Genomic DNA, 21,813 nt, shown 5'->3' with positions numbered 1-21,813 from the left:
CCGCATAGACGGCCACGCTCGCGATCCCGGCGTCCCGGCAGGCCCGGGCCACGCGGACAGCGATTTCGCCACGGTTGGCGATGAGCACCTTGCGCACGACGTACCAACTCTCCTGACGGTCCGGATACTTCCGATCACCCTCACCGCGGCCCACCTCAGAGATCAACGCACCTCCGTACAGGTTTTGGTCAACTCCCCGGGCCGCCACGGCAGTCGGGAACAGCGGTCCCGAGTTCCGGGACGGGCAGGCGCTCGTTTCCCCGACATACGGGTATGGAGCTTGATGGCGAGGACGCTCTTCTCATGGCCGTGCGGATGCCGCCTCGGAAGCCTGCGTCCCGGTGCTCCTCGCCGAGCACGAGCCGGGACACAGTGCGTCCGCTGCAGCCGAGGGGGGTGGACTGCCATCATGGAGGGCGGTGCTCCGCTGATTCACAGTGCTGCGGATGTTCGCGGCAACGCACTGCTCAGGCCGCCGACTGGTCCGCGTACCACTCGCGCATCCTCGGGAAGTCCACGTCCCGAGCCGGGCCCGGCGCCGCACGCCCCACGTCGGTCCAGATCTGTGTGCTGTCGAACCAGTGGTCCGTGGCCACCATGTCCAGTGCGTACGAAGCGTCCCTGTCCTCGCGCAGATGGGCGCGCGCCTCCTCCGGAGTGACCTCTCGCCGAGCCGGTGAAAGCCCCGCGCAGTCGGCCACGGCGCGCAGCAACTCCGACGCCGGGACCGGAGCGGGATGCGCTGCGTGGTACACGGACGCCGACAGTCTCTCGTCCGGAGCAAGCCCAACTGCCACCAGAAGTGCCGCCAGTTCGTCCACCGAGATGACGGAGAGCCTGGCGTTCCAGCTCGTCGCCCGGCCGGGCAGAGCGCGCAGTAGCCGGGTGAGCCCGGGGACGACCCACTTGTCTCCGCGGCCGTACACCAGGTACGGACGCAGCACGATGCCTCCGGCGGCCAGTACGCTGTCCTCGGCCTCCGCCCGCGACCGTGACGTCGACGATTGCGGCCTGCGGCCGAGTTCACCGGGGCGGGCGCTTCGGAAGGTGCCGCGGCCGTACACGGCGGCGGTGCTGAGATACACGACGCGGGACACTCCGGCCCGTTGTGCGTCGGCGACGAGCGCCGCGGTCCCCCGGGCGTTGACGATGTGGTTGGCCTCGGGTGTCCCCCCGATCTGCGAGGCGCAGTGGAGCAGTACGTCCGCGCCGTCGCACACGCCGCGCAGTGAGTCCGGATCCGCGAGATCGGCCTGCACTGAACGCATCGGGCCCGGGCCGGGCCGGGGCGGAGAACGACGGTGTGACAGTAGCCTCATGGCCGTACCCCGACGGGCGGCCTCGGCGGCGACGTGCCGGCCCACGAACCCGGCCGCGCCAGTGATCATGACGGTGTGCACCAGGTGCCTCTCATCTGTCTTCGGGCAGGGTCAACGGGTCGTTGCGCTCAGCGTGACGTCGGCGGTGAAGACGGTCTCGTCGTCCTGAACTCCGGTCACCCGCACGGGCGTTTCACCGGCGACGGATACTCCCGTGACCGCTTCGACACGGCACGGCGCGTCGAGTTCGGCGTAGCGCGTGAAGGTGCCGCTGATGCCGGTGACGAGTTTGTCGGGCCGGCCCGTGACAGCGTGCGCGGCCTGCCGGGCCGCTTCCAGAAGCACCATGCCGGGGATGTGGTCGACGGGGTGGTCGAAGAAGATCGGGTGCGTGCTGTCGATGCGCAGGCCCCAGGAGCGGCGGCCGTCGACCGCTGCCATCTCCTCGGTGAGCACCACGTTTTCGGCATTGCAACGCCCGACCGTCGCCGGGTCGACCGGCGCACCGACGACTTGCGTCGTACCCGTGGGCCGGTCGCTGCGCAGTCTCCGGTAGACACCGGGGCTGATGCACCTGAAGGCTGCCGATGCGGTGGCCAGGGCCACGCCATCGATCAGTGCGGTCACGTCATAACGCATGTCGGCGAGGTTCGTACCCCGGCGGACCACATCATGACATTCCGTGCGCAGTTCGAGCTCGGTCGGCATCGGAGTCGCGAGGAGGAGGTCCGCGGTAGCGGTTATCGCTATGTCGCGCATCATGAACTGATGGCCGAAGGGCACCGCGAACTCGGCGTGGGCCAGTAAGGATCCGATCTGACGGACCGACTCGACGAGGAGCATCGCGTCCTGGTACCCACCGGACTGAGCGAAGAGGGAGTGACCTCGGGGCCACTGCGCCCGGACGACGTAGCTGTCGGACCGTCCCTCCGGATCCGGAACTGCCTCCCAGCCGGTGAGCAGGACTTCCGCGACCGCGGCACGGTGGACGAACTCGCGCGGCACGGTGGTGGTGAGCCCCAGATCCCTCGTGACCGTCGGCCTGATGACAACTGGAGCTTTGACCTCGCTCGGGCCGTGCACCTCGATGTTCCCGCTGGGCTCGTGCACTGCGAAGGCTTGAGTCTGCATGCGTGCCACTCCTGAGCTGTTGTGGGCAGGGGAGAGCACCCGGACATCGGCGTCCCCCTGGGCTCGATGTTCGACCCCGCAAGTACAGACATGTCTGCTCGAAAAATCAAGTGAAGATTTTACCTATGGCACGAACTGTCGCTCAGAAGAGCGCCTCAACCGTCGCTCCAGCCTCCCGTTCCTGGAGGAAAGGGGCGAATATCGGCCCTCCAAGAGGCAAGCACACTTCTCATCCCTTACAATCAGACAAGTCTGTTTGGTATCTTGGGTCTGCATCACGCTCCGACAGTCCGCGACGCCATGCCTGTCACCCAGGAGAACCCGATGAACCATCAGGCCATTGACCAGCTCAGGCCTCATCGCAGGGAAGGGCACCGGCCCACGAGCTCCTCACTCTCCTTGCCGCGACACACCACAGCACCCGCACCTCGCCCTACTTGGACCCCCAGCACCGAACACAAGAACCTGCACGTCCTGGTCGTCGAGAACGAGCCGACCGCCGCCGACGCACTCGTTCAAGGGCTGATGCGGCAGGGCCACCGCGCCGAGCGCGTGAACACCGGCGGCGAGGCCCTGTGTGTCCACCACCGTGCCGACCTGGTGCTGCTGGACCTCGACCTGCCCGACCTGGACGGCCTTGAGGTCTGCCGCGGCATCCGGGCGGTCAGCGACACCCCGATCATCACCGTCACCGCACGCGGCAGTGAGCTCGACCGGGTGCTCGGACTCCAGGCCGGCTCGGACGACTACCTGGTCAAGCCGTACGGCTTCCGCGAACTCCTGGCCCGCATCGAGGCGGTGATGCGGCGGTGCGGACCTCGCACGGAAACGGTGCGAGCCATATCCCACGGACCGCTGCACATCGACACGACCACGCGCGAAGTCACCCTGGACGGCGACCCGGTGGAACTCACCCGCAAGGAGTTCGATCTGCTGCACCTGCTCGCCACGCACCCCGGCTCCATCGTCTCGCGCCGTCAGTTGATGGCGCAGATCTGGGGCGACACCTGGTCACAGCGGGGGCGTACCATCGACACCCACGTCAGCAGCCTGCGCGGCAAGCTGGGCTCCACCAGCTGGATCATCACGGTCCGCGGGGTCGGCTTCCGCCTCGGCCACCCATGAGCACCCCGGCCGTCGCGAGCGGGCCACTGGCCTGATCCCGAGGGTGATCGGCCTGAGCCATATGATGCAGACAAGTCGGTTTATTGTGAGCGTAAGGATCGAGGCATGGCACAGCAGGAACGCGGGACGAGGTCCCGGAATCTGCTCTTGAGGGCGGCCGCGGAGGTCTTCGACGAGCGTGGCTACGACTCGGCGAGCACCACCGAGATCCTTGAGCGGTCAGGGCTGACCCGCGGGGCCCTGTACCACCACTTCCCCTCCAAGGAAGCGATCGCCGTCGCGCTGCTCACCACGCACCGCGATGCCCTGGAAGTGCCCTCGCAGTCGACGAAGGTCCAGGCCGTCATCGACCTGACCTTCGCCTTCGCCTTCCAGCTGCAGCGTGACCCGATGCTGCGCGCCTGCGTGCGCCTGGCGGTGGAGCAGTCCTCCCTGCGGGACTCGGCGGTCACCCCGTATCAGCAGGCCAGCAAGGCCATCCGGGAGCTGCTGGTCCAGGCGAAGGAGCAGGGCGAGCTCCTGCCCGGCGTCGACTTGCTGGAGGCCGCGGAGATGATCAATGGAACGTTCACCGGGATCCAGGTGATGTCACGGGTGCAGACCGATCGGGAGGACCTGCCCCAACGCGTCAGCATAATGTGGCGGTTCCTGCTGCCGGGGCTCGTCAGTCCCGGCATGATCGGCCACCTTCGGACGACTCCGGCACCGCAACAGACCGACACGTCCGCACGGTAGCTGCTTCAGTCCTGGTCCCTGGCCCAACCTGCCACGGCGAACAAGGGCTTGAGCAGCCCCCAGATCTGCTCCGCCGTTTTGGGGTCCCACCAGTAGTCGTCGGTGTGGCCCAGTGACTCGAGGCCGGCGGCGACCACCACGGCGAGGTCCGCGAGGCAGTGCATGTCCCCGCCCTCAGGCGCACTTGCGACGATCCGTTCGCGCAGCCACGTCAGCGCCTCCTCGCGCAACCGCCCCGGGCCGTTCGTGCCGTCGGGCCCGACCTGGATGCCCGCACGGACCAGCTGGTCCTCGCGCAGCAGCACGCCCAGATCGGTACTGAACTTCTCCGGGGCTTCGGCGGCTCGCCCCTCGAACGCCTCACCGGCCACGGCCTCGACACGGACTCGGGCCTGCGCGTGCACCTCCCCCACCAGTTCCGCGACGGAGTGGAAATGGTGGTAGAGCGCGCCGCGGCTCACCGCCGCGGCACGGCAGATGTTCACGAGTCCGGCGTCGGCCACCCGGCCGTTGGCTATGAGGGACGCCGCGGCATGGACGAGGCTCTGTCGGGTGCGTTCGGACTGCTTCTCCATCAGCTTCCCGCTTCTTCCTCACTGCACCCCTCGTACGCACAGGGGCATGGGGGCTTACGGGGGGTTACACCAGCATGTGAAGCATACAACCTTGCCTGCTTTCCAAGGCAACCCGCCGATCGGAATCAGGCTGAAGCTCAACACTTTCTTTAACTTTCCGAGAAACACGTGTGACATTGGGCCCACTGAGACTGGGCCGAGCAGATCCGGTGACGTTGACAACCAGACAGGTCTGTATCCGGCGCGGCTGATGCATGGGCCGGCCGATCTGCTCGAAGACGCCCGGCTGGCGCCGCCGGGAAAGACAGGAGGAGCCGGCGTGGGGTCCGCCCTGCTTTCGCAGTGCAGGCACAGGCCTCACCGGCTCCTCGGGCCTCCGGCCGCCGAGGTGAGAGACCCTCAGGCCAACCGGGAAGCAGGACAAAACGTCAGGGGGCTCGGGAAATCCACGCGCCCAGCCGGAGCGAGCCCTCAGCCCCGGAAGCCGCCCACCCCCACGGCGCTACCCGCACAAACCCCCTTACGCAGTCCCGTTGATCCGCTCGATCGCCTGCCGAGCCTGCTCAGTCGGCGGCCGTGAAGGCAACGACGACACAGACGCACTCACACTCGCCGGCATGGCGGCGGCAGCCGGCTGCTCCCCCGCCGGCTTCGCATGCGCAGCCCCCGGCCGAACCGACCGCAACCGATGACTCACGGCCTCGTCCAGCGTCACCGGCCGCTGCATCTGCGCAGCAAGCCGCCCCGCCTCCTGACCCAGCCGGGCCACGTCTTCCCACGGCAGCCGCACCACCACGGAGAGCTCGGCCTCCCCGTCCGGCAACGCGTGCATCGGAGGAGTAACTCGGTCGTTCATCGCCTGTTCCTCACGTAGTCCCCGCGACCCGCCTTCCCCGTGCCGCGGGTGGTTGAGAAGACATACGCGTGCACAGGCGACGGCGTTCACCGGTTCGCCGGACGTATCCCGGGCAGAAATCCCTCGTGGTCATCCCCGTCCATGACGTGAACCCGGTGCGCCGCACCCCCTGGGTGACATACGCGCTGATCGCCGCGAACGTCCTCGTGTTCCTGTCCACGCCCGGCATAGCCGGCTCCGTGGCCGGTGAGAGCAGCCTGGCCCAGCTGTGCCATCTGCACGCCTTCCTGGACCACTACGCGGCGGTACCAAGGGAGTTGATCCACGACCAGCTGCCGAGAGTGGTCCCCACGGGCGAGGTCGCCGTGGGCGCGCAGGGCCCCGGCTGTGTGATCGGCGCGCCGGAGTACGACAAGTCCCCGGTGCTGTCCGTCCTCACCGCGATGTTCCTGCACGGCAGCTGGCTGCATCTGCTGGGCAACATGCTCTTCCTGCTGATCTTCGGCAACAACATCGAGGACCGCATGGGCCATGTGCGGTACTTGCTCTTCTACGTCGTCTGCGGCTACGCGGCGTCGTACGGCTTCGCGATCCTCAACGACGACTCCGCCGAGCCGCTGATCGGCGCGTCCGGGGCCATCGCGGGTGTGCTGGGCGCCTATCTCGTGCTGTATCCGAAGGCCAGGGTGTGGGTTCTCGTCCCGTTCCTGATCTTCCTGCCGCTGCGGTTGCCGGCCTGGCTGGTGCTCGGCTTCTGGTTCGTGCTGCAGGCGGTGTACTCGTCCGGCGAGGGCGTCTCCGACGCGGGCACCGTGGCGTACGCGGCGCACATCGTGGGCTTCCTCACGGGCATGGGCCTCGCCTGGCCGCTCAAACCGGGAACACCGCCCCCGCCGGAGCCACGCGGTCTGCTGTTCGGCAGGCGGGCGCGGCCCCGGCAGACGTGGTGAGCGCTTCTCAGCGAGCCGTCTGCGTGTGGACGTACTCGACGAGCCGGGTCAGCGCGTCCGGGTCGGTGGACGGCATGACGCCGTGGCCGAGGTTGAAGACGTGGCCCTCGAGGCCGGCCGCGGCGTCGAGCACCTCGCGGGTCTTGGTCTCGATCACCTCGGGGGTGGCGAACAGGACGGTCGGGTCGAGATTGCCCTGGAGCGCCTTGCCGGGGCCGACGCGGCGGGCGGCCTCGTCCAGCGGGACGCGCCAGTCCACGCCGACGACGTCCGCGCCTGCCTCGCCCATGAGCTTCAGCAACTCACCGGTGCCGACGCCGAAGTGGATGCGCGGGACGCCGTACTCGGCGACCGCCTGGAAGACCTTGGCCGAGTGGGGCATCACCGAGCGCCGGTAGTCGGCGGGGGCGAGGGAGCCGACCCAGGAGTCGAAGAGCTGGACCGCCGAGGCGCCGGCCTCGATCTGCACCTTGAGGAAGGCGGCCGTGATGTCGGCGAGGCGGTCGAGCAGGTCGGCCCAGAGCTCGGGGTCGCCGTACATCATCGCCTTGGCGTTCTCGTACGTGCGGGACGGGCCGCCCTCGACGAGGTAGCTCGCAAGGGTGAAAGGCGCGCCGGCGAATCCGATGAGCGGAGTGGCACCGAGCTCCCGGGTGAGCAGGCCGATGGCCTCCGTGACGTACGAGACGTCCTCGGGGGTGAGGTCGCGCAGCTGGGCGAGGTCGGCGCGGGTGCGGATCGGGTTCTCGACGACCGGGCCGACGCCGGGCTTGATGTCGAGGTCGATGCCGATGGCCTTGAGCGGGACGACGATGTCGCTGAAGTAGATCGCCGCGTCCACGTTGTGCCGGCGCACGGGCTGCAGGGTGATCTCGGTGACCAGCTCGGGCCGCATGCACGACTCGAGCATCGGGATGCCCTCGCGCACCTTGCGGTACTCCGGCAGGGAGCGCCCGGCCTGCCGCATGAACCACACGGGCGTGTGCGGCACGGGGTCGCGCCTGCACGCCTTGAGGAAGGCTGCATCTTTGACTGCGTCGGGCGTGGCTGTCGGCGGCGTCTGGTTGGCACTCACGGGGGCAAGTCTCGCACGGCCGCGCAGGGCCCGGCGTTGGGGTTGCCGTGTTGTCCGGGTGTCTCTCCCTGCACGAAGCCCCCGTTCCCCTTAATCTTCCCGGCATGGCTGCGGCTCAGGAACGACTGTCGGACGGCACTGGCGGAATGGACGACGCAAAGGACGCCAAGGAGGGCGACTTGGACGGGAGCGGTACGACTCCGCTGCCCTTCCGGGCTGCCGTCGACGCGCTCAGGGCCACGCGATTGCGGCCGCAGATCGAGGTCGAGCAGACAAAGGCGCCCCAGCGCCTGGCTCCGTACGCGTACGCGCTGGAGGCTGCCGTCGTCGACGGTGACCAGGACCTGGCCGACGGCCGCCTGGTGCTGCTGTACGACCCGGCGGGGCACGACGCCTGGCGGGGTTCCTTCCGGCTGGTGACCTTGGTGCGCGCGGAGCTGGAGCCGGAGATGGCCGCCGATCCGCTGCTGCCCGACGTGTGCTGGTCCTGGCTGACCGGTGCGCTCCAGGCGCGCGGGCTGTCGTACGGCGAACCGAGCGGCACCGTCACGCGCGCGAGCTCCCACTACTTCGGCGGCCTGTCCGAGCGCCCGGCGGCCTCGCAGATCGAGATCCGCGCCTCCTGGACGCCGCGGGAGGGCCTGGGCGGGGTTCCGGACACCGCGGCCCATCTGGCGTCCTGGTGCGACCTGCTGGCCCAGGTCGCGGGCCTGCCGCCGGCGGGCCCGGGCGACGCGTCGGTGGTGACGCTGCCGCAGCGCCGCGATCCGCAGTCCCGCTGACCGGCTCCTGGTCGGTCACCGCTCGCGCGACTGGCGCCGGCTCGAACCGCCACACGCTTGACCATCACTTTGTCGATACGGCCACTTTCGGTCAGGAACGGCCCTCGATCGAGCCAATTCGCTCACCGAACGATCGACCACGTGTCTGAATTGCCCCGATTGTTACTCACTAAATCGTGATCTTTCCCTAAAGGGCCACGGGTTTGGTGCCGAAGACGACTGTGACCTTGAAAGCCGTCCCCGCACCCAGGAGGCCTGGTGTCCGTTCTCCTCGAGCAGCCCGCAAGCCTGGTCGCCTACCGCCCGAACAAGCCGACCGCCATGGTGGTCGTGGCCGATCCCCGCGTCCGCTCCACCGTCACCCGACATCTTTGGGCTCTCGGTGTGCGCGACGTCATCGAGGCCTCGTCCATCGCGGAGGCTCGTCCCCGCATCGGCAACCCCCGCGACATCTGTGTAGCCGACGTCCACCTGCCCGACGGATCCGGCCTCACCCTCCTGTCGGAGACCCGCGCCGCGGGCTGGCCCAACGGCCTCGCCCTCTCCGCCGCCGACGACATCGGCGCCGTGCGCAACGCCCTCGCCGGCGGCGTGAAGGGTTACGTCGTCACCGGCACCCGCACCAACGTCGGGCTCCCCACCCGGCCCGGTGCCGCCCCAATCGGCGCTGCCGCCGCCCGTATGCACCGTCGCCACCCGGGTGCCCCGAGCCACCCGGGCGGCTACCGCGAGCTGTCCGGTCGCGAGGTCGAGGTGCTGCGGCTGGTGGCGGAGGGCCAGTCGAACAAGGCCATCGGCGTCTCGATGGGCCTGTCCGCCCTGACCGTCAAGAGCCACCTCGCCCGGATCGCCCGCAAGCTGGGCACCGGCGACCGCGCCGGCATGGTCGCCGTGGCCCTGCGAACGGGGATCATCCACTGACATCCACCCACGACATCCGCCGCACCCCATCGAGCCCCGCCGCACTCCATGTGAACGCTTGATCATTCACTTGATCATTCACTGACGTGAACGGGATCGGCCGCTGATCCCGCCCGCGTCCCAGCTCTGTCGTGGACCGGATCTTTCAGCTGACTGACTGGTTGACGACCCTCAGGCGCCCGCCGACGGAACGTTCCGTCGGCGGGCGCTGTCCATGCGCGGAAACCCTTGATGCGCCCGGCCGACCGAGACGGAAGGTGAGTGAAGATCACTCGCGGGCCCGAGCGGGAGGATGTGAAGATCCATCAGGCGGGCAGCCCGGGCTGATAGACAGTCGCACTGACGAGTGTCACCTTCCGACCCTCGTGGTCCTCTCGCCCCGAACGGAGCCCGTTATGCGCAAGTCCTCCTCTTCCTTGGCCTCCTGGAGCCTCGCCGCAGCAACAGCCGCCGCGCTGCTGGTGGGCTGCTCCGCGGAGGCCAAGCTGCCCAAGGAGGAGGTGGCGAACGAGGTGGCCGAGAAGCTCGCCGCGCAGACGGGTCAGCCGAAGCCGGATGTCACCTGCCCCGAGGACCTCGTCGGCAAGGTCGGCACCTCGCTGCGCTGCAGGCTCACCGCGAGCGACGGCACCAGCTTCGGCGTAACCACCAAGGTCACCTCCGTCGACGGCGGCACGATCAAGTACGACATCAAGGTCGACGAGAAGGCCTCCTGAGCCAGGCCGGGGGCCCTGCTCCCCGGACCGCCCACAGGAGGCGGGGCACACGGCCGGCGCCAGGCGCTCACGGGCGACATGGCGGACCAGCCCGGGATCCGCGAGGCGCTTCGCCGCCGCCGGGTCCGGCGATCACACGGTGGGCGGCATCGAACTCCGCGCCCCCGGACTCGACGCCCTCCAGCCGGTCCACGACCCGCGAACCTGCTCGGCTCATGCGACCAGCCGCGCTCGCGGGCCGGCTTCGCCGGCACGGCTCCTCGCCCGCGCGAAGAACCGCCCACCACCAGCAGCACACCGGCCATGACGAGCGCGGCGACCCGCCGCGAATACTCCTTGTCGCCGACGACCGGCGTGAACTTCTTCTCGCTCAGCCCGTGTTCGGCGATGCTGCGCCCGCCTGTCCACTTCTCCGGTTGAGCCTGGTGAATCCGGAGGGGGCTGCCGCCCGGGCGGGCGCGGGGGAAGTGTGTGACCGCGAGGTGCGGATTGTGATGGAGTGCCAGGGGGGTGAGCCCGCAGAGGGGCCCCGGGGGATGCTGGCACCATGAGTGGAATCGAAGCAGTCCTGTTCCTGCTGGCGTGTGGTGGCATCGTGGCTCTCGTCGTGTGGGACCGCCGGGGCAAAGCCCGCAAGAAGCGTGGGTCCGAAGAGGCGTACGCGCGGCTGCGGTCGTTCGCCGAGAGCCGAGGATGGACTTACGAGGAGGGCGTGCCGAGTCTCGTCGACGCGTACCAGGGGGCCGAGCCGCTCCCGGTCAAGGCCAGCGGCGTCATGGGGGACAACGTCGTCAGCGGCACTTACCGCGGATTCGGCTTCCGCGCCTTCGAGTACCGCTATTACAACAGCGACATCGACACGGAGACGACGCAGGTCATCGTCCACTCCGTCTGGGCGCTGAACCTGGGCGTGGAGGTTCCGGACCTGCGCGTCTACCGCGACGGCTGGTTCGACACCCTCTTGCGGGGACGGGCCATGGAGCTGGGAATCCCGCAGCTCGACGATGACTTCCACATCACCTCCCGCGACGAGGAGCGCGCCCGGGCAGTACTGCTCGGCGGCCTGGCAGACTTCCTCACCTCCGACCCTCGGGCCTTGGAACTGCCGCTCCGGCTCCACGACGGTCAGCTGATCACCTCGCGTTCGCGGACCAAGCTGAGCAGTGAGACGTTCGACGAGCCCCTTGAGTATCTCGTCGACGCCGTCGGCCACTTGGGAGCCCTGTCACCCGCCCGGCCTCCGCAGGCGCCGTAGCACAGCCGTCCTGGGGCGCGCACGATGCGGTCGCGCTATGAAGCTTCCCGGTAGGAATCATGTGAGGTCCCAGGCCGGTGTCGCCGCGTCTTTGCCTTTGGGAGACCCTCTTTACGTTCTCAACAATCAGGGTGCGGACGCGCGTTCGCACCCTCTTGGACGTAGAGGGGGGAGCGGATGGGCCAGTTCGATGTCGAGCCGTCCGAACTGCGGTCGGCCGCCAAGAAGATCAAGGACTCCGTGGGCAGGAGCGACAAGGTGAAGCTCGACGAACTCGGGGACTCCGGCGGTGACTTCGGCCACGGCGACGCTGCGGACGAGTTCAGTCAGCTGATGGCCACGTGGATGGAGGCCATCAAGAGCCCGATGAAGGAGGACGGGGAGAACTCGGCGGACAAGCTGGCCGAGAACGCCGCCTCCTACGAGCGCGCCGAGCAGGATTCCCAGAACCACTTCACCGGGCCCGCGGTCGCCGCCGGCCCGGGCTACTGACGGGGAAGCGATGGCGGCACAACTCGGTTCCACCCGGGACCCACGCGCACTCATCCCGGGCAACCCGTCGAAGCTCACCGGCGACGCGGACAAACTCGACGGTCATGCGAAGACCCTCGACGGCATCGGGGACGAGCTCGGCTCCGTCCGCATCCCCAGCTGGCATGGACAGGCCAGCGACGCCTTCTGGGAGGACTTCTCGGGCCAGAAGCAGAAGTGGTACCGCGGCTCGGATGCGCTGGGCGCAGCCGCCGGGGCGCTGCGGGACTACGCCAGAGCCCTCCAGTGGGCCCAGGGGCAGGCGGAAGAGGCCATCCGGCTGTACGACGGAGGCGACGAGAGCGGCGGCGAGCAGCTGCTGGAGTCGGCGCGCGCCCATGTCGAGGCGGAGGGCGACGCGGCGGCCAAGAAGTTCAAGGCGCAGGGCGGCGAGGGCGACAACGCGCCCGACTGGCTCTTCTGGGCCTCCGAAGCGACGCAGGACGACACCGGCGCGACGTCCAAGAAGATTCAGCGCACCGAGCTGGAACGGGCACCCGAGACAAGGCCCATCGGGGCCTGGGGCGACCACAAGAACATGACGCAGGCGGAGCGGGAAGCACTGCGCGAGGGCAAGGGCCCGGGCGTCACGGTGGCCGGTCCTTCCGTCACGGCCGACGCCAAGGTGTGGGGCGCCGAAGCCAAGGGCCGCGGTGAGTTCGCGGGCGGCGAGGTCTCCGGCAAGGCCGGCGTCAACCTCCTCGGCGTCGATGCCTCCGCCGGGGTGGGCCTCGTGGACGGGAACGCCACCGCACAGGCGTCCGGCAAGGCCTATCTCGCCCAGGCCACGGCCGAAGGCAAGTACGGGATCGGCGTGTTCGAGGCATCCGGCAAGGGTGAGGCGTACGTGGGCGCCGAGGCCGGCGTCAAGGGCTCCATCGGCACGGACGGTGTCCATGTCGGCGGCGAGGCCTTCGCCGGCGCCAAGGCCACCGCTGAGGGGCATGCCTCCGTCGCCGGTGTCGGCGTCGGTGGCACGGCGGAGGCGTGGGCCGGCGCCGGTGCCGAGGCCCACTTCGACGCCGGCATGAAGGACGGCAAGATCGTCATCGGCGGCGACGTGGGCGTCGCCCTCGGCGTCGGCGGCAAGCTCGGCGGCCAGATCGAGCTCGACCCGGGCAAGATCACCGACGCGGCCGGCGACGCGGTCGACGCGATCGGGGACTGGTTCGACTGACCCTCCGCGGGGACGGCCCCCGTCCGGGGGCTCCCCCCGCCATCGCCTGTTCCCCGTCGCTTCCCGTACCGTCGGAACCCGTACCGCAAGGAGTTGATCCACCATGCCGGGCACACTTCCGGTCCCGCTCACCATCGAGCTCCCGCAGGGCTGGCAGTCGGCACCCCCGGACGAGGTCGGCGCCCCGCACGCCGCCTTCGTCGCACTGCACATGGCCTCCCGGGGCCAGGGCTTCATGCCGAACATCACGGTCACCGGCCACACCCTCGATGGCTCGTCGAGCCTGCACAGCCTCGCCGAGGCGTCGGTGCGGCGGCTGCGCGAGAACGTCGGCGCCGTCGACGTCGTCAAGCGCACCGAGGTGGGCACCTCGCCGGCGCCGGGCCTCATCGACGCGCCGGGGATCGTGCAGAACCTGCGCATCCAGGCCACCGTCAACGGGCAGCCGATGGAGCTCGCGCAGAGCCAGTTCATCCTGGTGCTGGAGAACGAGCAGCGGCGCAGTGAACGTGCCGAGATCGAGATCGCGCTGACGGCGAAGACGAGCCAGCTCCAGGACGTCCTGGAGGACTTCCAGGCCTTCATCTCCACCCTCCGCCCGGCCGCCCCCACCCCGGAGGCCCCCACCTCAGAGGACTAGAGACCGGTCTCCTTCGGGGTGGTGTTGGGCTGCTTTCGGAGGATTCCGGTGATCTTCAGGGCGCATCGAGGGCACACGTGGCCGAGAAGCACCGGTAAGCCGTGAGAAACGACGAGACGTGTTTCCGCAGGTCAGCGCCAACGTGTCCAGAACGCGCAGGTCAGACGCTCGTCCTTACAGATACCCTTGACATGTGACCGACGCCCAAGAGACCGCAGCAGACAGTTCACTGCGAACCACCGGAGGCGCCCCTCCGGACGACGGCGGATCTTCTGTTACGGAGGCGCCGATCCCTTTGCTGGAGCCCCGTGAGGGCATTCCGCCCGTGATCGCCGACGAGGCCGCGCTCGCCGAGGTGATCGCCGCCTTCACCGCGGGCTCCGGCCCCGTCGCCGTCGACGCCGAACGCGCGTCCGGGTACCGATACGGCCAACGGGCCTATCTGGTGCAGCTGCGCCGCGAGGGCGCGGGGTCCGCGCTGATCGACCCCGTGGCCTGCCCCGATTTGTCCGGGCTCGGTGAGGCGCTCTCCGGCGTGGAGTGGGTGCTGCACGCGGCCACCCAGGATCTGCCCTGTCTGCGCGAGATAGGTATGGTGCCGACCCGGCTGTTCGACACCGAGCTGGCCGGGCGGCTCGCCGGGTTCCCCAGAGTCGGCCTCGGCGCGATGGTCGAGAGCGTGCTCGGGTTCGTCCTGGAGAAGGGACACTCGGCCGTCGACTGGTCGACCCGGCCCCTGCCCGAGCCGTGGCTGCGGTACGCGACGCTCGACGTCGAGCTCCTCGTCGATCTGCGCGACGCGCTGGAGAAGGAGCTGGACCGGCAGGGGAAGCTGGAGTGGGCGCGGCAGGAGTTCGACGCGATTGCGGCTGCGCCGCCTGCTGAGCCGCGCAAGGATCCTTGGCGGCGGACGTCCGGGATGCACAAGGTGCGGCGGCGTCGGCAGCTGGCCGTGGTGCGGGAGCTGTGGCAGACACGGGACCGCATCGCTCAGCGACGCGATGTGTCGCCGGGCAAGGTGCTCAGTGACGCGGCCATCGTCGAGGCCGCGCTCTCCCTGCCGGGTAACGTGCACGCCCTCGCCGCGCTGAACGGATTCGGGCAGCGGATGGGGCGGCGGCAGCTGGAGCAGTGGCAGTCCGCGGTGGATCGTGCGAAGGCTTTGGCCGACCCTCAGTTGCCGGCACCTGGGCAGCCGGTGATCGGGCCTCCGCCGCCGCGGGCCTGGGCGGACAAGGATCCGGCTGCTGCGGCTCGGTTGTCTGCGGCTCGGGCCGCCGTATCCGCGCTGGCGGAGCAGCTCAATATGCCGCAGGAGAACTTGATTACGCCGGATACGGTGCGGCGGGTTTGCTGGGAGCCGCCGAAGGTTGTCGATGCGGAGGCTGTTGCGGAGGCGCTGGCTGGTTATGGGGCTCGGCCTTGGCAGGTTGAGCAGGTCACGCCGGTGTTGGTTGCTGCGTTGTCCGCCTAGTCGCCGTAGGAGGTTTCTCTCCGTACGGCGACTGCGGGTCGTTTGTGGCTGATCGCGCACACGCGGCGGTAGCCGCACATTCAATACAGCCCCGCGCCCCTCAGGTTCTCAACGCGTCGCGCCTTTCATGAAGCCGTTGTAGATGAACCGTTGCAGCAGCAGGAAGACGATCAGTGTCGGCAGGATCACCAGGACCGCTCCTGCCGAGATCGTCTCCCAGTGGGCACCGAACGGGCCCTTGAAGCGGAACAGCGACGTCGAGATCACGCCAAGATCCTCCGAGGGCATGTAGAGGAACGGGATGTAGAAGTCGTTGTAGGTCGTGATGCCCTTGACGATCACCACTGTCGCGATCGCCGGTTTCAGCAGCGGGAAGATGATCTTGCGGTAGATCGTGAAGGCATTGGCGCCGTCCAGGCGGGCCGCCTCGTCCAGTGAGATCGGGATGGAACGGACGAACTGCAGGAAGATGTAGATCGAGACGATGTCCGTGCCCATATAGAGGACGATCGGCGCCCAGAGGCTGTCGAACATGCCGAAGCTGTTGACGATCTGGAAGGTCGCCACCTGGGTCGTGACGCCGGGGACCAGGGCGGCGACCAGGAACAGGGCCACGACCAGCTTCTTGAAGCGGAAGGTGAAGCGGTCGATGGCGTACGCCGTCATCGAGCCGATCAGGACCGTGCCGCCGATGGCGAAGAGCAGGATGAGCGCGGTGTTGGCGAATGCCGAGAGCATCCGGCCGTCCTCGAACGCCGTCGCGTAGTTGTGGAAGTTCAGCAGGTCGTCGGGGAGGGCGAGGGCCCCGCTGTCGTCCGCCATCTCCCGCTCGGACTTGAGGGACGTCAGGAGGACGGCGGCCAGCGGGAGCAGGACCACCACGGTCGCGGCGATCAGGGACAGGTACACCAGGGTGCGGGCCACTGCGCGGCGCGTCATGCGAGGTCCACCTTGTCGTCGGGGACGAGGCGCCGCTGTACCCAGGTCACCGCCAGGACGATCAGCAGCAGCATGACCGCGGCCGCCGAGGCGAGCCCCGTCTTGTTGAACTGGAAGGCCAGCTTCACGGTCTGGATCACGAAGGTCTCGGTGCCGGTCGCCCCGCCCGTCATGATGTACGGGATCTCGAAGACCGACAGCGAGCCCGAGATCGAGAGGATCACGGTGAGGGACAGGACCGGCTTGATGCCGGGCGCGATGATGTAGCGGAACTGGTGCCAGCGGCTCGCCCCGTCCAGTTCGGCCGCCTCGTACAGCTCGCCGGGGATCGACTGGATCGCGCCCAGGAAGAGGACGAAGTTCAGGCCCAGGTAGCGCCAGACGGAGACGGCGGCGAGGGAGGTGTTCGCCGACTCCGGTGTGCCGAGCCAGGCGCGGTCCGTCTCCACGCCGAACAGGCCGAGGACGGAGTCGAGGGTGCCGCCGTCCTGGAAGAAGTAGAGGAAGACGAAGCCGATCGCGACCCCGTTGATCAGGTACGGGAAGAACAGCACGCCCTTGAAGAAGTTCCGGAAGCGGACGTTGAAGCTCAGGATCGTCGCGAAGTAGAGGGCGGCGACTATCTGGAAGACGGACGCGACCAGGTAGTAGCCGCTGACCCAGAAGACCTCGAACAGGTCGGAGCGGGTGAAGAGTTCGGCGTAGTTCTCGGCGCCCGTGTAGTGCAGTTCGGGGCTGACGCCGTCCCAGTCGGTGAAGCTGTACGCGACCATGTTGGCGATCGGCGCGTAGGTGAAGGTGAGCAGGAGGGCGAGGGGCGCGAGCAGGAAGAGCCAGGGGGTGGCCCCGCGCCACAGCTGGGCTGTGCGCGGGGCGGCGGCCGGTCCGGGGGCGGCGCCCACCGGCCCCGTGGGGGCCTTGGCGGCCGCCTTCTCGGTCGACGTGTCCGTCATCAGGACCCCAGCGACTTCTGGGTCTCGGTCCACTTCTTGCCGAGGTCGTTCAGGAAGTCGTCCAGGTCGCCCTTGGTGGCGCCGCGCGCGAGGTCGACGAGATCCTGGCGGTAGTCGGGCTTGTAGATGCCGATCTCGGACTGGTTGTCGATGGACTTCACCTCGGCGCCCAAGGCGTCGTCGAGGTCGAGGATCTTGCCCCCCGCCTCTTCGTACGGCTTCATGATCGCGGGCAGCGGGGCGGACTTGAGCGGGGACAGCGCCAGGTTGTCGGCCGCGTACCCGGACTTGTCGGTGAACCAGTCGATCCAGGCGCGGGCCGCCTCCTTGTGCTCGGAGTGGATGTTGACCGCCTGGTTGTAGTCGGGCTGCGCCACCGCGCAGAACGTGCCGTTCTTCTGGGCGGGGAAGGGCATGAACCCGATGTCGTCCGGATCGGTGCCGGCCTGCTTCGCCGCGCCCTGCATCTGGATGACCGCCCAGGAGCCGAGCCACATCGTGGCGATCTCGCCCTTGGCCAACTTGGGCTTGGACGCCTCCCAGTTGGTGGTGGTCGGGTCCTTCTCGACGAGGCCCTCGTGCACGATGTCGTAGAGCAGCGTGTCGGCGGTGCGCACATCGGCGCCCTGCGCCCACGGGTCGCCCTCGGCGAGCCTGGTGGTGGCCTGCTCGTCGCAGCTGACCGAGCCGTTGACCTGCGTCCACTGGGTGAGCGGCCACATGTCCTTGAAGTTGGTGTAGTAGGGGATGGCGTCGGTCTTCGACTTGATCGCCTTCAGGTCGTCGAGGAACTCGGCCGGTGTCGTGGGCCAGTCGGTGATCCCGGCCTCCTGCCACACCTTCTTGTTGTAGATGAAGCCCGGGACCGCGCCGAGCGGGCTCTGGCCGTAGACCTTGCCGTCCACGGTGGTGTAGTCGGTGAAGCGGTACTTCCTGCTGCGCTCGGCCTGAGCGCCCAGTGAGGCGAAGAACTTGGGGTAGTCCTTCTTCTCGATCACCGCGGGGATCATGAGGACGTCGCCGTAGTTCTCCGTGTTCATACGGATCTTCACTTCGCCCTCGTAGTCGGTGATGGCGTCGAACTCGACCTTCACCTTGGGGTACGTCCTGTTGAACTCGGCGGCGTACTTCTTCATCGTCCCGTCCTGCACGAGGTCGGTCCGGTGGGTGAGAACCGTGATGGTGCCGCTCACCTTCGTCGGGTCGTCGGCGGCCTTGGCCTCGGCGCCCTGCGAGCTTCCTCCGGTGCCGGTGCACGCCGAGAGCAGCAGGGCACCCGTGACCATGGCGAGGACTGTACGGCGGTTCATGTGCATCAGCTCCGTTCTCGGGGCGTTCTCGGGACGGACGAGCACGTGCGGGTTGGCTGGTTCCGAACTCTGACAACGTTTTCTTAACCGGTAAAGTCCGTATCTCGCCAACGATGCCAAAATGTTTCCCCGCGCTGGAACTTGATCGGTTTAGGAGTGCGCGCATGCTTCAGGCCACACCGCTCACCGACGGATGGATCGTGCGGCACGAGGGCGCCGCGCTGCCGGCCACCGTGCCCGGCTGTGTGCACACCGATCTGCTGGCGGCGGGGGCGATCCCGGACCCCTTTCTCGGGCGGAACGAGGCCGAGGTGGCGTGGGTGGGGCGGCGGGACTGGACGTATGAGACCGACCTGACGGCGGACTTGGCGCACTCGGTGCACTCGGTGCACGAGCAGACCGACCTCGTCTTCGACGGGCTCGACACGGTCGCCGAGATCCTGCTCGACGGTCAACTCCTGGGCCGGGTACGGAACATGCACCGCTCGTACCGCTTCGACGTGACGGGGCTGAGCGGGCGGCTCTCGGTGCGTTTCGCCTCCGCCTACGCCGAGGCCGAGGCCGTGCGCGGCAAGCTGGGCGAACGGCCTGCCGCGTACACCGAGCCCTACCAGTACATCCGCAAGATGGCCTGCTCCTTCGGCTGGGACTGGGGGCCGACCCTGGTGACGGCCGGGATCTGGCGGCCGGTGCGGCTGGAGCAGTGGTCGACGGCCCGGATCGCCCGCGTGCGCCCTCTGGTGACCGTCGAACAGGGCACCGGGCACATCGAGTTGGCCGTCGACGTCGAGCGGACCCGGGTCGAGGCGCCGCTCACCGTGGAGGCGACGGTCGGCGGGGTGCGGGCGCGGGCGGAGATCGACGGGACGGGTGGGGTCGTACGGCTGCAGGTGCCGGACGCCCGACTGTGGTGGCCGCGGGGGTACGGTGAACAGCCGCTGTACGACGTCGAGTTGACCCTCCTGCAGGGGCAGGACGCGCTGGACGTGTGGCGTCGGCGGATCGGCTTCCGGACCGTCGAGCTGGACCGGCGGACCGATGAACACGGCACCGGGTTCACTCTCGTCGTCAACGGCGAGCGGCTGTTCGCGCGGGGCGTCAACTGGATCCCGGACGACGTGTTCCCGTCCCGGATCACCCGCGAGCGGTACCGGGAGCGGCTGGGGCAGGCGGCCGACGCCGGCGTGGATCTCGTACGGGTCTGGGGTGGCGGGATCTATGAGAGCGAGGACTTCTACGGCGCCTGCGACGAGCTGGGGTTGCTGGTGTGGCAGGACTTCCCGTTCGCGTGCGCGGCCTACCCGGAGGAGCAGCCGCTGCGCGGGGAGGTGGAGGCCGAGGCGCGGGAGAACGTCGTACGGCTGATGCCGCATCCCTCGCTCGTGCTGTGGAACGGCAACAACGAGAACCTGTGGGGGTTCCGGGACTGGGGGTGGGAGCCACGGCTGGCCGGGGACTCCTGGGGCGAGGGGTACTACCTGGGCGTACTGCCGCGGGTGGTGGCCGAGTCGGATCCGACGCGGCCGTACACGGCAGGGAGTCCCTGGTCCGGTTCGTGGGACCGGCATCCGAACGATCCGGCGCACGGCACGCACCACTCCTGGGAGGTGTGGAACCGGGAGGACTACGCCGACTACCGGCTGAGCGTGCCCCGGTTCGTGGCCGAGTTCGGCTGGCAGGCGCCGCCCGCGTACGCCACGCTGCGGCGGGCGCTGCCGGGCGAGGAGCTCGCGGCGGACTCCCCCGGCATGCTGCACCACCAGAAGGCGGACGACGGGAACGGGAAGCTGCGGCGCGGGCTGGAGCGGCATTTCGCCTCTCCCGAGGGGGACTTCGAAGGGGACGTCGAGGGGAACTTCGACCGCTGGCACTACCTCACCCAGGTCAACCAGGCGCGGGCGGTGGCAGCCGGGATCGAGCACTGGCGGTCGCACTGGCCGGTGTGTGCGGGCACGGTCGTGTGGCAGCTCAACGACTGCTGGCCGGTGACGTCCTGGGCGGCGATCGACGGGGACGGGCGGGAGAAACCGCTGTACCACGAGCTGCGGCGGCTGTACGCGGATCGGCTGCTGACGCTGCAAGTGCGGGAGCGGGGGCGGGAGCAGGGGCTGGAGTTGGCCGTCGTCAATCAGGCGGCCGGCAGCTGGGCGGGGGCGGTGCGGCTGCGGCGGATGTCCGTCGACGGGGTGGTGGTCGGCGAGGCGCATGTGGGGTTCGGTACCGAGGGGCGGGCGGTGGGCCGGGTCGGCGTACCCCGGGAGCTGGAGCCGGCCGGGCCGAAGGAGTTCCTCGTGGCGGACGCGGACGGTCTGCGCGCCGTGCACTTCCCCGCACCGGATCGTGAAGTCCCCTACCCCCGGCCGGAGTTCGACGTCGCGCTCGTGCCGGGCGGGGTCGTGGTGACGGCCCGTACCCTCGTACGGGACCTGTTGCTCCAGGCCGACCGGCTGCATCCGGACGCCCGGGCCGACCGGGGGCTCGTCACGCTGCTGCCCGGCGAAGAGGTGACCATCGGTGTGCGCGGCTGGGAGACTCCTGACGCGGAGGCCGCTCGCTCCGCCCTGTACTGCATGGAGCCCAGCCGATGACGGCAACGCCGACCCCTCGCGTCACCATCAAGGACGTCGCCGCGCGCGCCGGCGTGTCCAAGGGCGCCGTGTCCCTCGCCTTCAACCACAAGCCGGGGCTGTCGGAGGCGACCCGGGACCGGATCTTCCGGGCCGCGCGGGAGCTGGGCTGGGCGCCGAACCTCACGGCGCGGACGCTTGCCGGGTCCCGGGTGGACGTGATCGGCCTCGCGATCTGCCGGCCGGCCCGGCTGCTCGGCCTCGAACCCTTCTACATGGAGTTCATCTCCGGCGTGGAGAGCGTCCTGACCGAGCACTCCTGCTCGCTGCTGCTCAGGCTGGTACGGAATCTGGACGAGGAGGTCGGGCTCCAGGAGTCGTGGTGGCGGGGGCGGCAGATCGGCGGGTCGATCCTGGTCGACTTCCGCGCGGACGACCCGAGAGTGGCGGCGGCGCAGCGGCTCGGGATGCCGGTGGTCGCGGTCGGGCACCCGTCGCTGACGGGCGGGCTGACGTCGGTGTGGACCGACGACGCCACCGCCGTGACGGAGGCCGTGCGGTATCTGGCCGCGCTGGGGCATCGGCGGATCGCGCGGGTGGGCGGGGCGGCGGCCCTCGGGCACACGTCCATCCGTACGGCCGCGTTCGACGAGGCGGCGGGGGCACTGGGGCTGGCCGGGGCGTGGCAGGTGGCGACCGACTTCTCCGGGGAGGCGGGGGCGCGGGCGACACGGTCGCTGCTCACGGCTGCGCCGCCTGATCGGCCGACGGCGGTCGTGTAC

General features: G+C 69.1%; 22 protein-coding genes. 13 read left to right on the top strand and 9 right to left on the bottom strand.

What is annotated here, in order from left to right:
* From ADL12_RS49855 to ADL12_RS07285, 3 genes are all read right to left on the bottom strand, one after another.
* On the bottom strand, positions 1-97 hold a 97-nt coding region (locus ADL12_RS49855), incomplete at its 3' end, for a biotin carboxylase N-terminal domain-containing protein (RefSeq protein WP_279617129.1).
* A gap of 370 nt (positions 98-467) precedes the next feature.
* Positions 468-1,388 (bottom strand): NAD-dependent epimerase/dehydratase family protein, encoded by a 921-nt coding sequence (locus ADL12_RS07290; protein WP_062699773.1) that lies wholly within the window; start codon positions 1,386-1,388, stop codon positions 468-470.
* Between the two features lie 42 nt (positions 1,389-1,430).
* Complete coding sequence (locus ADL12_RS07285; RefSeq protein ID WP_079051898.1) at positions 1,431-2,450, bottom strand: ScbA/BarX family gamma-butyrolactone biosynthesis protein; 1,020 nt, start codon at positions 2,448-2,450, stop codon at positions 1,431-1,433.
* A gap of 324 nt (positions 2,451-2,774) precedes the next feature.
* On the opposite strand from ADL12_RS07285, the gene ADL12_RS07280 reads away from it, so the two are divergent.
* Positions 2,775-3,575 carry a response regulator transcription factor gene (locus tag ADL12_RS07280; RefSeq protein ID WP_062699765.1) on the top strand — a complete coding sequence of 267 codons (801 nt, stop codon included), beginning with the start codon at positions 2,775-2,777 and terminating at the stop codon, positions 3,573-3,575.
* A gap of 105 nt (positions 3,576-3,680) precedes the next feature.
* Positions 3,681-4,310 (top strand): ScbR family autoregulator-binding transcription factor, encoded by a 630-nt coding sequence (locus tag ADL12_RS07275; RefSeq protein WP_079051897.1) that lies wholly within the window; start codon positions 3,681-3,683, stop codon positions 4,308-4,310.
* 5 nt (positions 4,311-4,315) lie between these two features.
* Here ADL12_RS07275 and ADL12_RS07270 read toward each other — a convergent pair whose 3' ends face one another.
* Positions 4,316-4,885, bottom strand: coding sequence for a TetR/AcrR family transcriptional regulator (locus ADL12_RS07270; RefSeq protein WP_062699763.1), 570 nt, complete (start codon positions 4,883-4,885; stop codon positions 4,316-4,318).
* A 520-nt stretch (positions 4,886-5,405) separates the two neighbouring features.
* The gene (locus tag ADL12_RS56180; RefSeq protein ID WP_244187805.1) at positions 5,406-5,741 is read right to left on the bottom strand and encodes a hypothetical protein; all 336 of its coding nucleotides are present in this window, start codon (positions 5,739-5,741) and stop codon (positions 5,406-5,408) included.
* 125 nt (positions 5,742-5,866) lie between these two features.
* Here ADL12_RS56180 and ADL12_RS07260 point away from each other — a divergent pair, with 125 nt between their 5' ends.
* On the top strand, positions 5,867-6,691 hold the full coding sequence (locus ADL12_RS07260; protein WP_062699758.1) for a rhomboid family intramembrane serine protease: 825 nt from the start codon (positions 5,867-5,869) through the stop codon (positions 6,689-6,691).
* A 7-nt stretch (positions 6,692-6,698) separates the two neighbouring features.
* Here ADL12_RS07260 and hemE read toward each other — a convergent pair whose 3' ends face one another.
* Positions 6,699-7,766 carry a uroporphyrinogen decarboxylase gene (gene hemE / locus ADL12_RS07255; RefSeq protein WP_062699755.1) on the bottom strand — a complete coding sequence of 356 codons (1,068 nt, stop codon included), beginning with the start codon at positions 7,764-7,766 and terminating at the stop codon, positions 6,699-6,701.
* 104 nt (positions 7,767-7,870) lie between these two features.
* Between hemE and ADL12_RS07250 the strand changes: the two genes are divergently transcribed.
* The 8 genes from ADL12_RS07250 (at position 7,871) to ADL12_RS07215 (ending at position 15,262) form a co-directional block, all read left to right on the top strand.
* On the top strand, positions 7,871-8,548 hold the full coding sequence (locus ADL12_RS07250) for a DUF3000 domain-containing protein (RefSeq protein WP_062699753.1): 678 nt from the start codon (positions 7,871-7,873) through the stop codon (positions 8,546-8,548).
* A gap of 258 nt (positions 8,549-8,806) precedes the next feature.
* The gene (locus ADL12_RS07245) at positions 8,807-9,469 is read left to right on the top strand and encodes a response regulator transcription factor (RefSeq protein WP_003997051.1); all 663 of its coding nucleotides are present in this window, start codon (positions 8,807-8,809) and stop codon (positions 9,467-9,469) included.
* Positions 9,470-9,864: 395 nt separating this feature from the next.
* Complete coding sequence (locus ADL12_RS07240) at positions 9,865-10,185, top strand: DUF4333 domain-containing protein (protein ID WP_062699751.1); 321 nt, start codon at positions 9,865-9,867, stop codon at positions 10,183-10,185.
* 547 nt (positions 10,186-10,732) lie between these two features.
* The gene (locus tag ADL12_RS07235) at positions 10,733-11,440 is read left to right on the top strand and encodes a type III secretion system chaperone family protein (RefSeq protein WP_062699749.1); all 708 of its coding nucleotides are present in this window, start codon (positions 10,733-10,735) and stop codon (positions 11,438-11,440) included.
* Between the two features lie 177 nt (positions 11,441-11,617).
* Positions 11,618-11,932 (top strand): WXG100 family type VII secretion target, encoded by a 315-nt coding sequence (locus ADL12_RS07230; protein WP_062699746.1) that lies wholly within the window; start codon positions 11,618-11,620, stop codon positions 11,930-11,932.
* A gap of 10 nt (positions 11,933-11,942) precedes the next feature.
* Positions 11,943-13,148: a putative T7SS-secreted protein gene (locus ADL12_RS55465; protein ID WP_062699744.1), complete on the top strand. Its 1,206-nt coding sequence runs from the start codon at positions 11,943-11,945 to the stop codon at positions 13,146-13,148.
* Between the two features lie 103 nt (positions 13,149-13,251).
* Positions 13,252-13,788: a hypothetical protein gene (locus ADL12_RS07220; RefSeq protein WP_062699742.1), complete on the top strand. Its 537-nt coding sequence runs from the start codon at positions 13,252-13,254 to the stop codon at positions 13,786-13,788.
* Positions 13,789-13,981: 193 nt separating this feature from the next.
* The gene (locus tag ADL12_RS07215; protein WP_079051896.1) at positions 13,982-15,262 is read left to right on the top strand and encodes a ribonuclease D; all 1,281 of its coding nucleotides are present in this window, start codon (positions 13,982-13,984) and stop codon (positions 15,260-15,262) included.
* A 108-nt stretch (positions 15,263-15,370) separates the two neighbouring features.
* Here ADL12_RS07215 and ADL12_RS07210 read toward each other — a convergent pair whose 3' ends face one another.
* From ADL12_RS07210 to ADL12_RS07200, 3 genes are read right to left on the bottom strand one after another with little or no spacing between them, the layout of a single operon-like run.
* Positions 15,371-16,201: a carbohydrate ABC transporter permease gene (locus tag ADL12_RS07210; protein ID WP_062699738.1), complete on the bottom strand. Its 831-nt coding sequence runs from the start codon at positions 16,199-16,201 to the stop codon at positions 15,371-15,373.
* Entirely contained in the window at positions 16,198-17,154 is a 957-nt protein-coding gene (locus tag ADL12_RS07205) for a carbohydrate ABC transporter permease (RefSeq protein ID WP_062699735.1), read from the bottom strand. Before ADL12_RS07205 ends, ADL12_RS07210 begins: the two co-directional genes overlap by 4 nt.
* Positions 17,154-18,464 (bottom strand): ABC transporter substrate-binding protein, encoded by a 1,311-nt coding sequence (locus tag ADL12_RS07200; RefSeq protein ID WP_062699767.1) that lies wholly within the window; start codon positions 18,462-18,464, stop codon positions 17,154-17,156. The genes ADL12_RS07205 and ADL12_RS07200 overlap by 1 nt, the downstream gene beginning before the upstream one ends.
* Before the next feature lie 164 nt (positions 18,465-18,628).
* On the opposite strand from ADL12_RS07200, the gene ADL12_RS07195 reads away from it, so the two are divergent.
* Complete coding sequence (locus ADL12_RS07195; RefSeq protein ID WP_062699733.1) at positions 18,629-21,052, top strand: glycoside hydrolase family 2 protein; 2,424 nt, start codon at positions 18,629-18,631, stop codon at positions 21,050-21,052.
* The coding region (locus tag ADL12_RS07190; RefSeq protein ID WP_062699731.1) for a LacI family DNA-binding transcriptional regulator at positions 21,049-21,813 on the top strand (765 nt) is incomplete at its 3' end. The genes ADL12_RS07195 and ADL12_RS07190, both read left to right, overlap by 4 nt.

Source organism: Streptomyces regalis, from assembly GCF_001509475.1.
Taxonomy (GTDB): domain Bacteria; phylum Actinomycetota; class Actinomycetes; order Streptomycetales; family Streptomycetaceae; genus Streptomyces; species Streptomyces regalis.
The sequence above is the reverse complement of the archived record's forward strand: the minus strand, read 5'-3'. Positions and strand labels throughout refer to the sequence as shown.

Coding starts and splice junctions, on each gene's coding strand:
- ADL12_RS07290 (WP_062699773.1), bottom strand. CDS start 1,388: ATGATCACTGGCGCGGCCGGGTTCGTGGGCCGGCACGTCGCCGCCGAG.
- ADL12_RS07285 (WP_079051898.1), bottom strand. CDS start 2,450: ATGCAGACTCAAGCCTTCGCAGTGCACGAGCCCAGCGGGAACATCGAG.
- ADL12_RS07280 (WP_062699765.1), top strand. CDS start 2,775: ATGAACCATCAGGCCATTGACCAGCTCAGGCCTCATCGCAGGGAAGGG.
- ADL12_RS07275 (WP_079051897.1), top strand. CDS start 3,681: ATGGCACAGCAGGAACGCGGGACGAGGTCCCGGAATCTGCTCTTGAGG.
- ADL12_RS07270 (WP_062699763.1), bottom strand. CDS start 4,885: ATGGAGAAGCAGTCCGAACGCACCCGACAGAGCCTCGTCCATGCCGCG.
- ADL12_RS56180 (WP_244187805.1), bottom strand. CDS start 5,741: ATGAACGACCGAGTTACTCCTCCGATGCACGCGTTGCCGGACGGGGAG.
- ADL12_RS07250 (WP_062699753.1), top strand. CDS start 7,871: ATGGCTGCGGCTCAGGAACGACTGTCGGACGGCACTGGCGGAATGGAC.
- ADL12_RS07240 (WP_062699751.1), top strand. CDS start 9,865: ATGCGCAAGTCCTCCTCTTCCTTGGCCTCCTGGAGCCTCGCCGCAGCA.
- ADL12_RS07235 (WP_062699749.1), top strand. CDS start 10,733: ATGAGTGGAATCGAAGCAGTCCTGTTCCTGCTGGCGTGTGGTGGCATC.
- ADL12_RS07230 (WP_062699746.1), top strand. CDS start 11,618: ATGGGCCAGTTCGATGTCGAGCCGTCCGAACTGCGGTCGGCCGCCAAG.
- ADL12_RS55465 (WP_062699744.1), top strand. CDS start 11,943: ATGGCGGCACAACTCGGTTCCACCCGGGACCCACGCGCACTCATCCCG.
- ADL12_RS07220 (WP_062699742.1), top strand. CDS start 13,252: ATGCCGGGCACACTTCCGGTCCCGCTCACCATCGAGCTCCCGCAGGGC.
- ADL12_RS07210 (WP_062699738.1), bottom strand. CDS start 16,201: ATGACGCGCCGCGCAGTGGCCCGCACCCTGGTGTACCTGTCCCTGATC.
- ADL12_RS07205 (WP_062699735.1), bottom strand. CDS start 17,154: ATGACGGACACGTCGACCGAGAAGGCGGCCGCCAAGGCCCCCACGGGG.
- ADL12_RS07200 (WP_062699767.1), bottom strand. CDS start 18,464: ATGAACCGCCGTACAGTCCTCGCCATGGTCACGGGTGCCCTGCTGCTC.
- ADL12_RS07195 (WP_062699733.1), top strand. CDS start 18,629: ATGCTTCAGGCCACACCGCTCACCGACGGATGGATCGTGCGGCACGAG.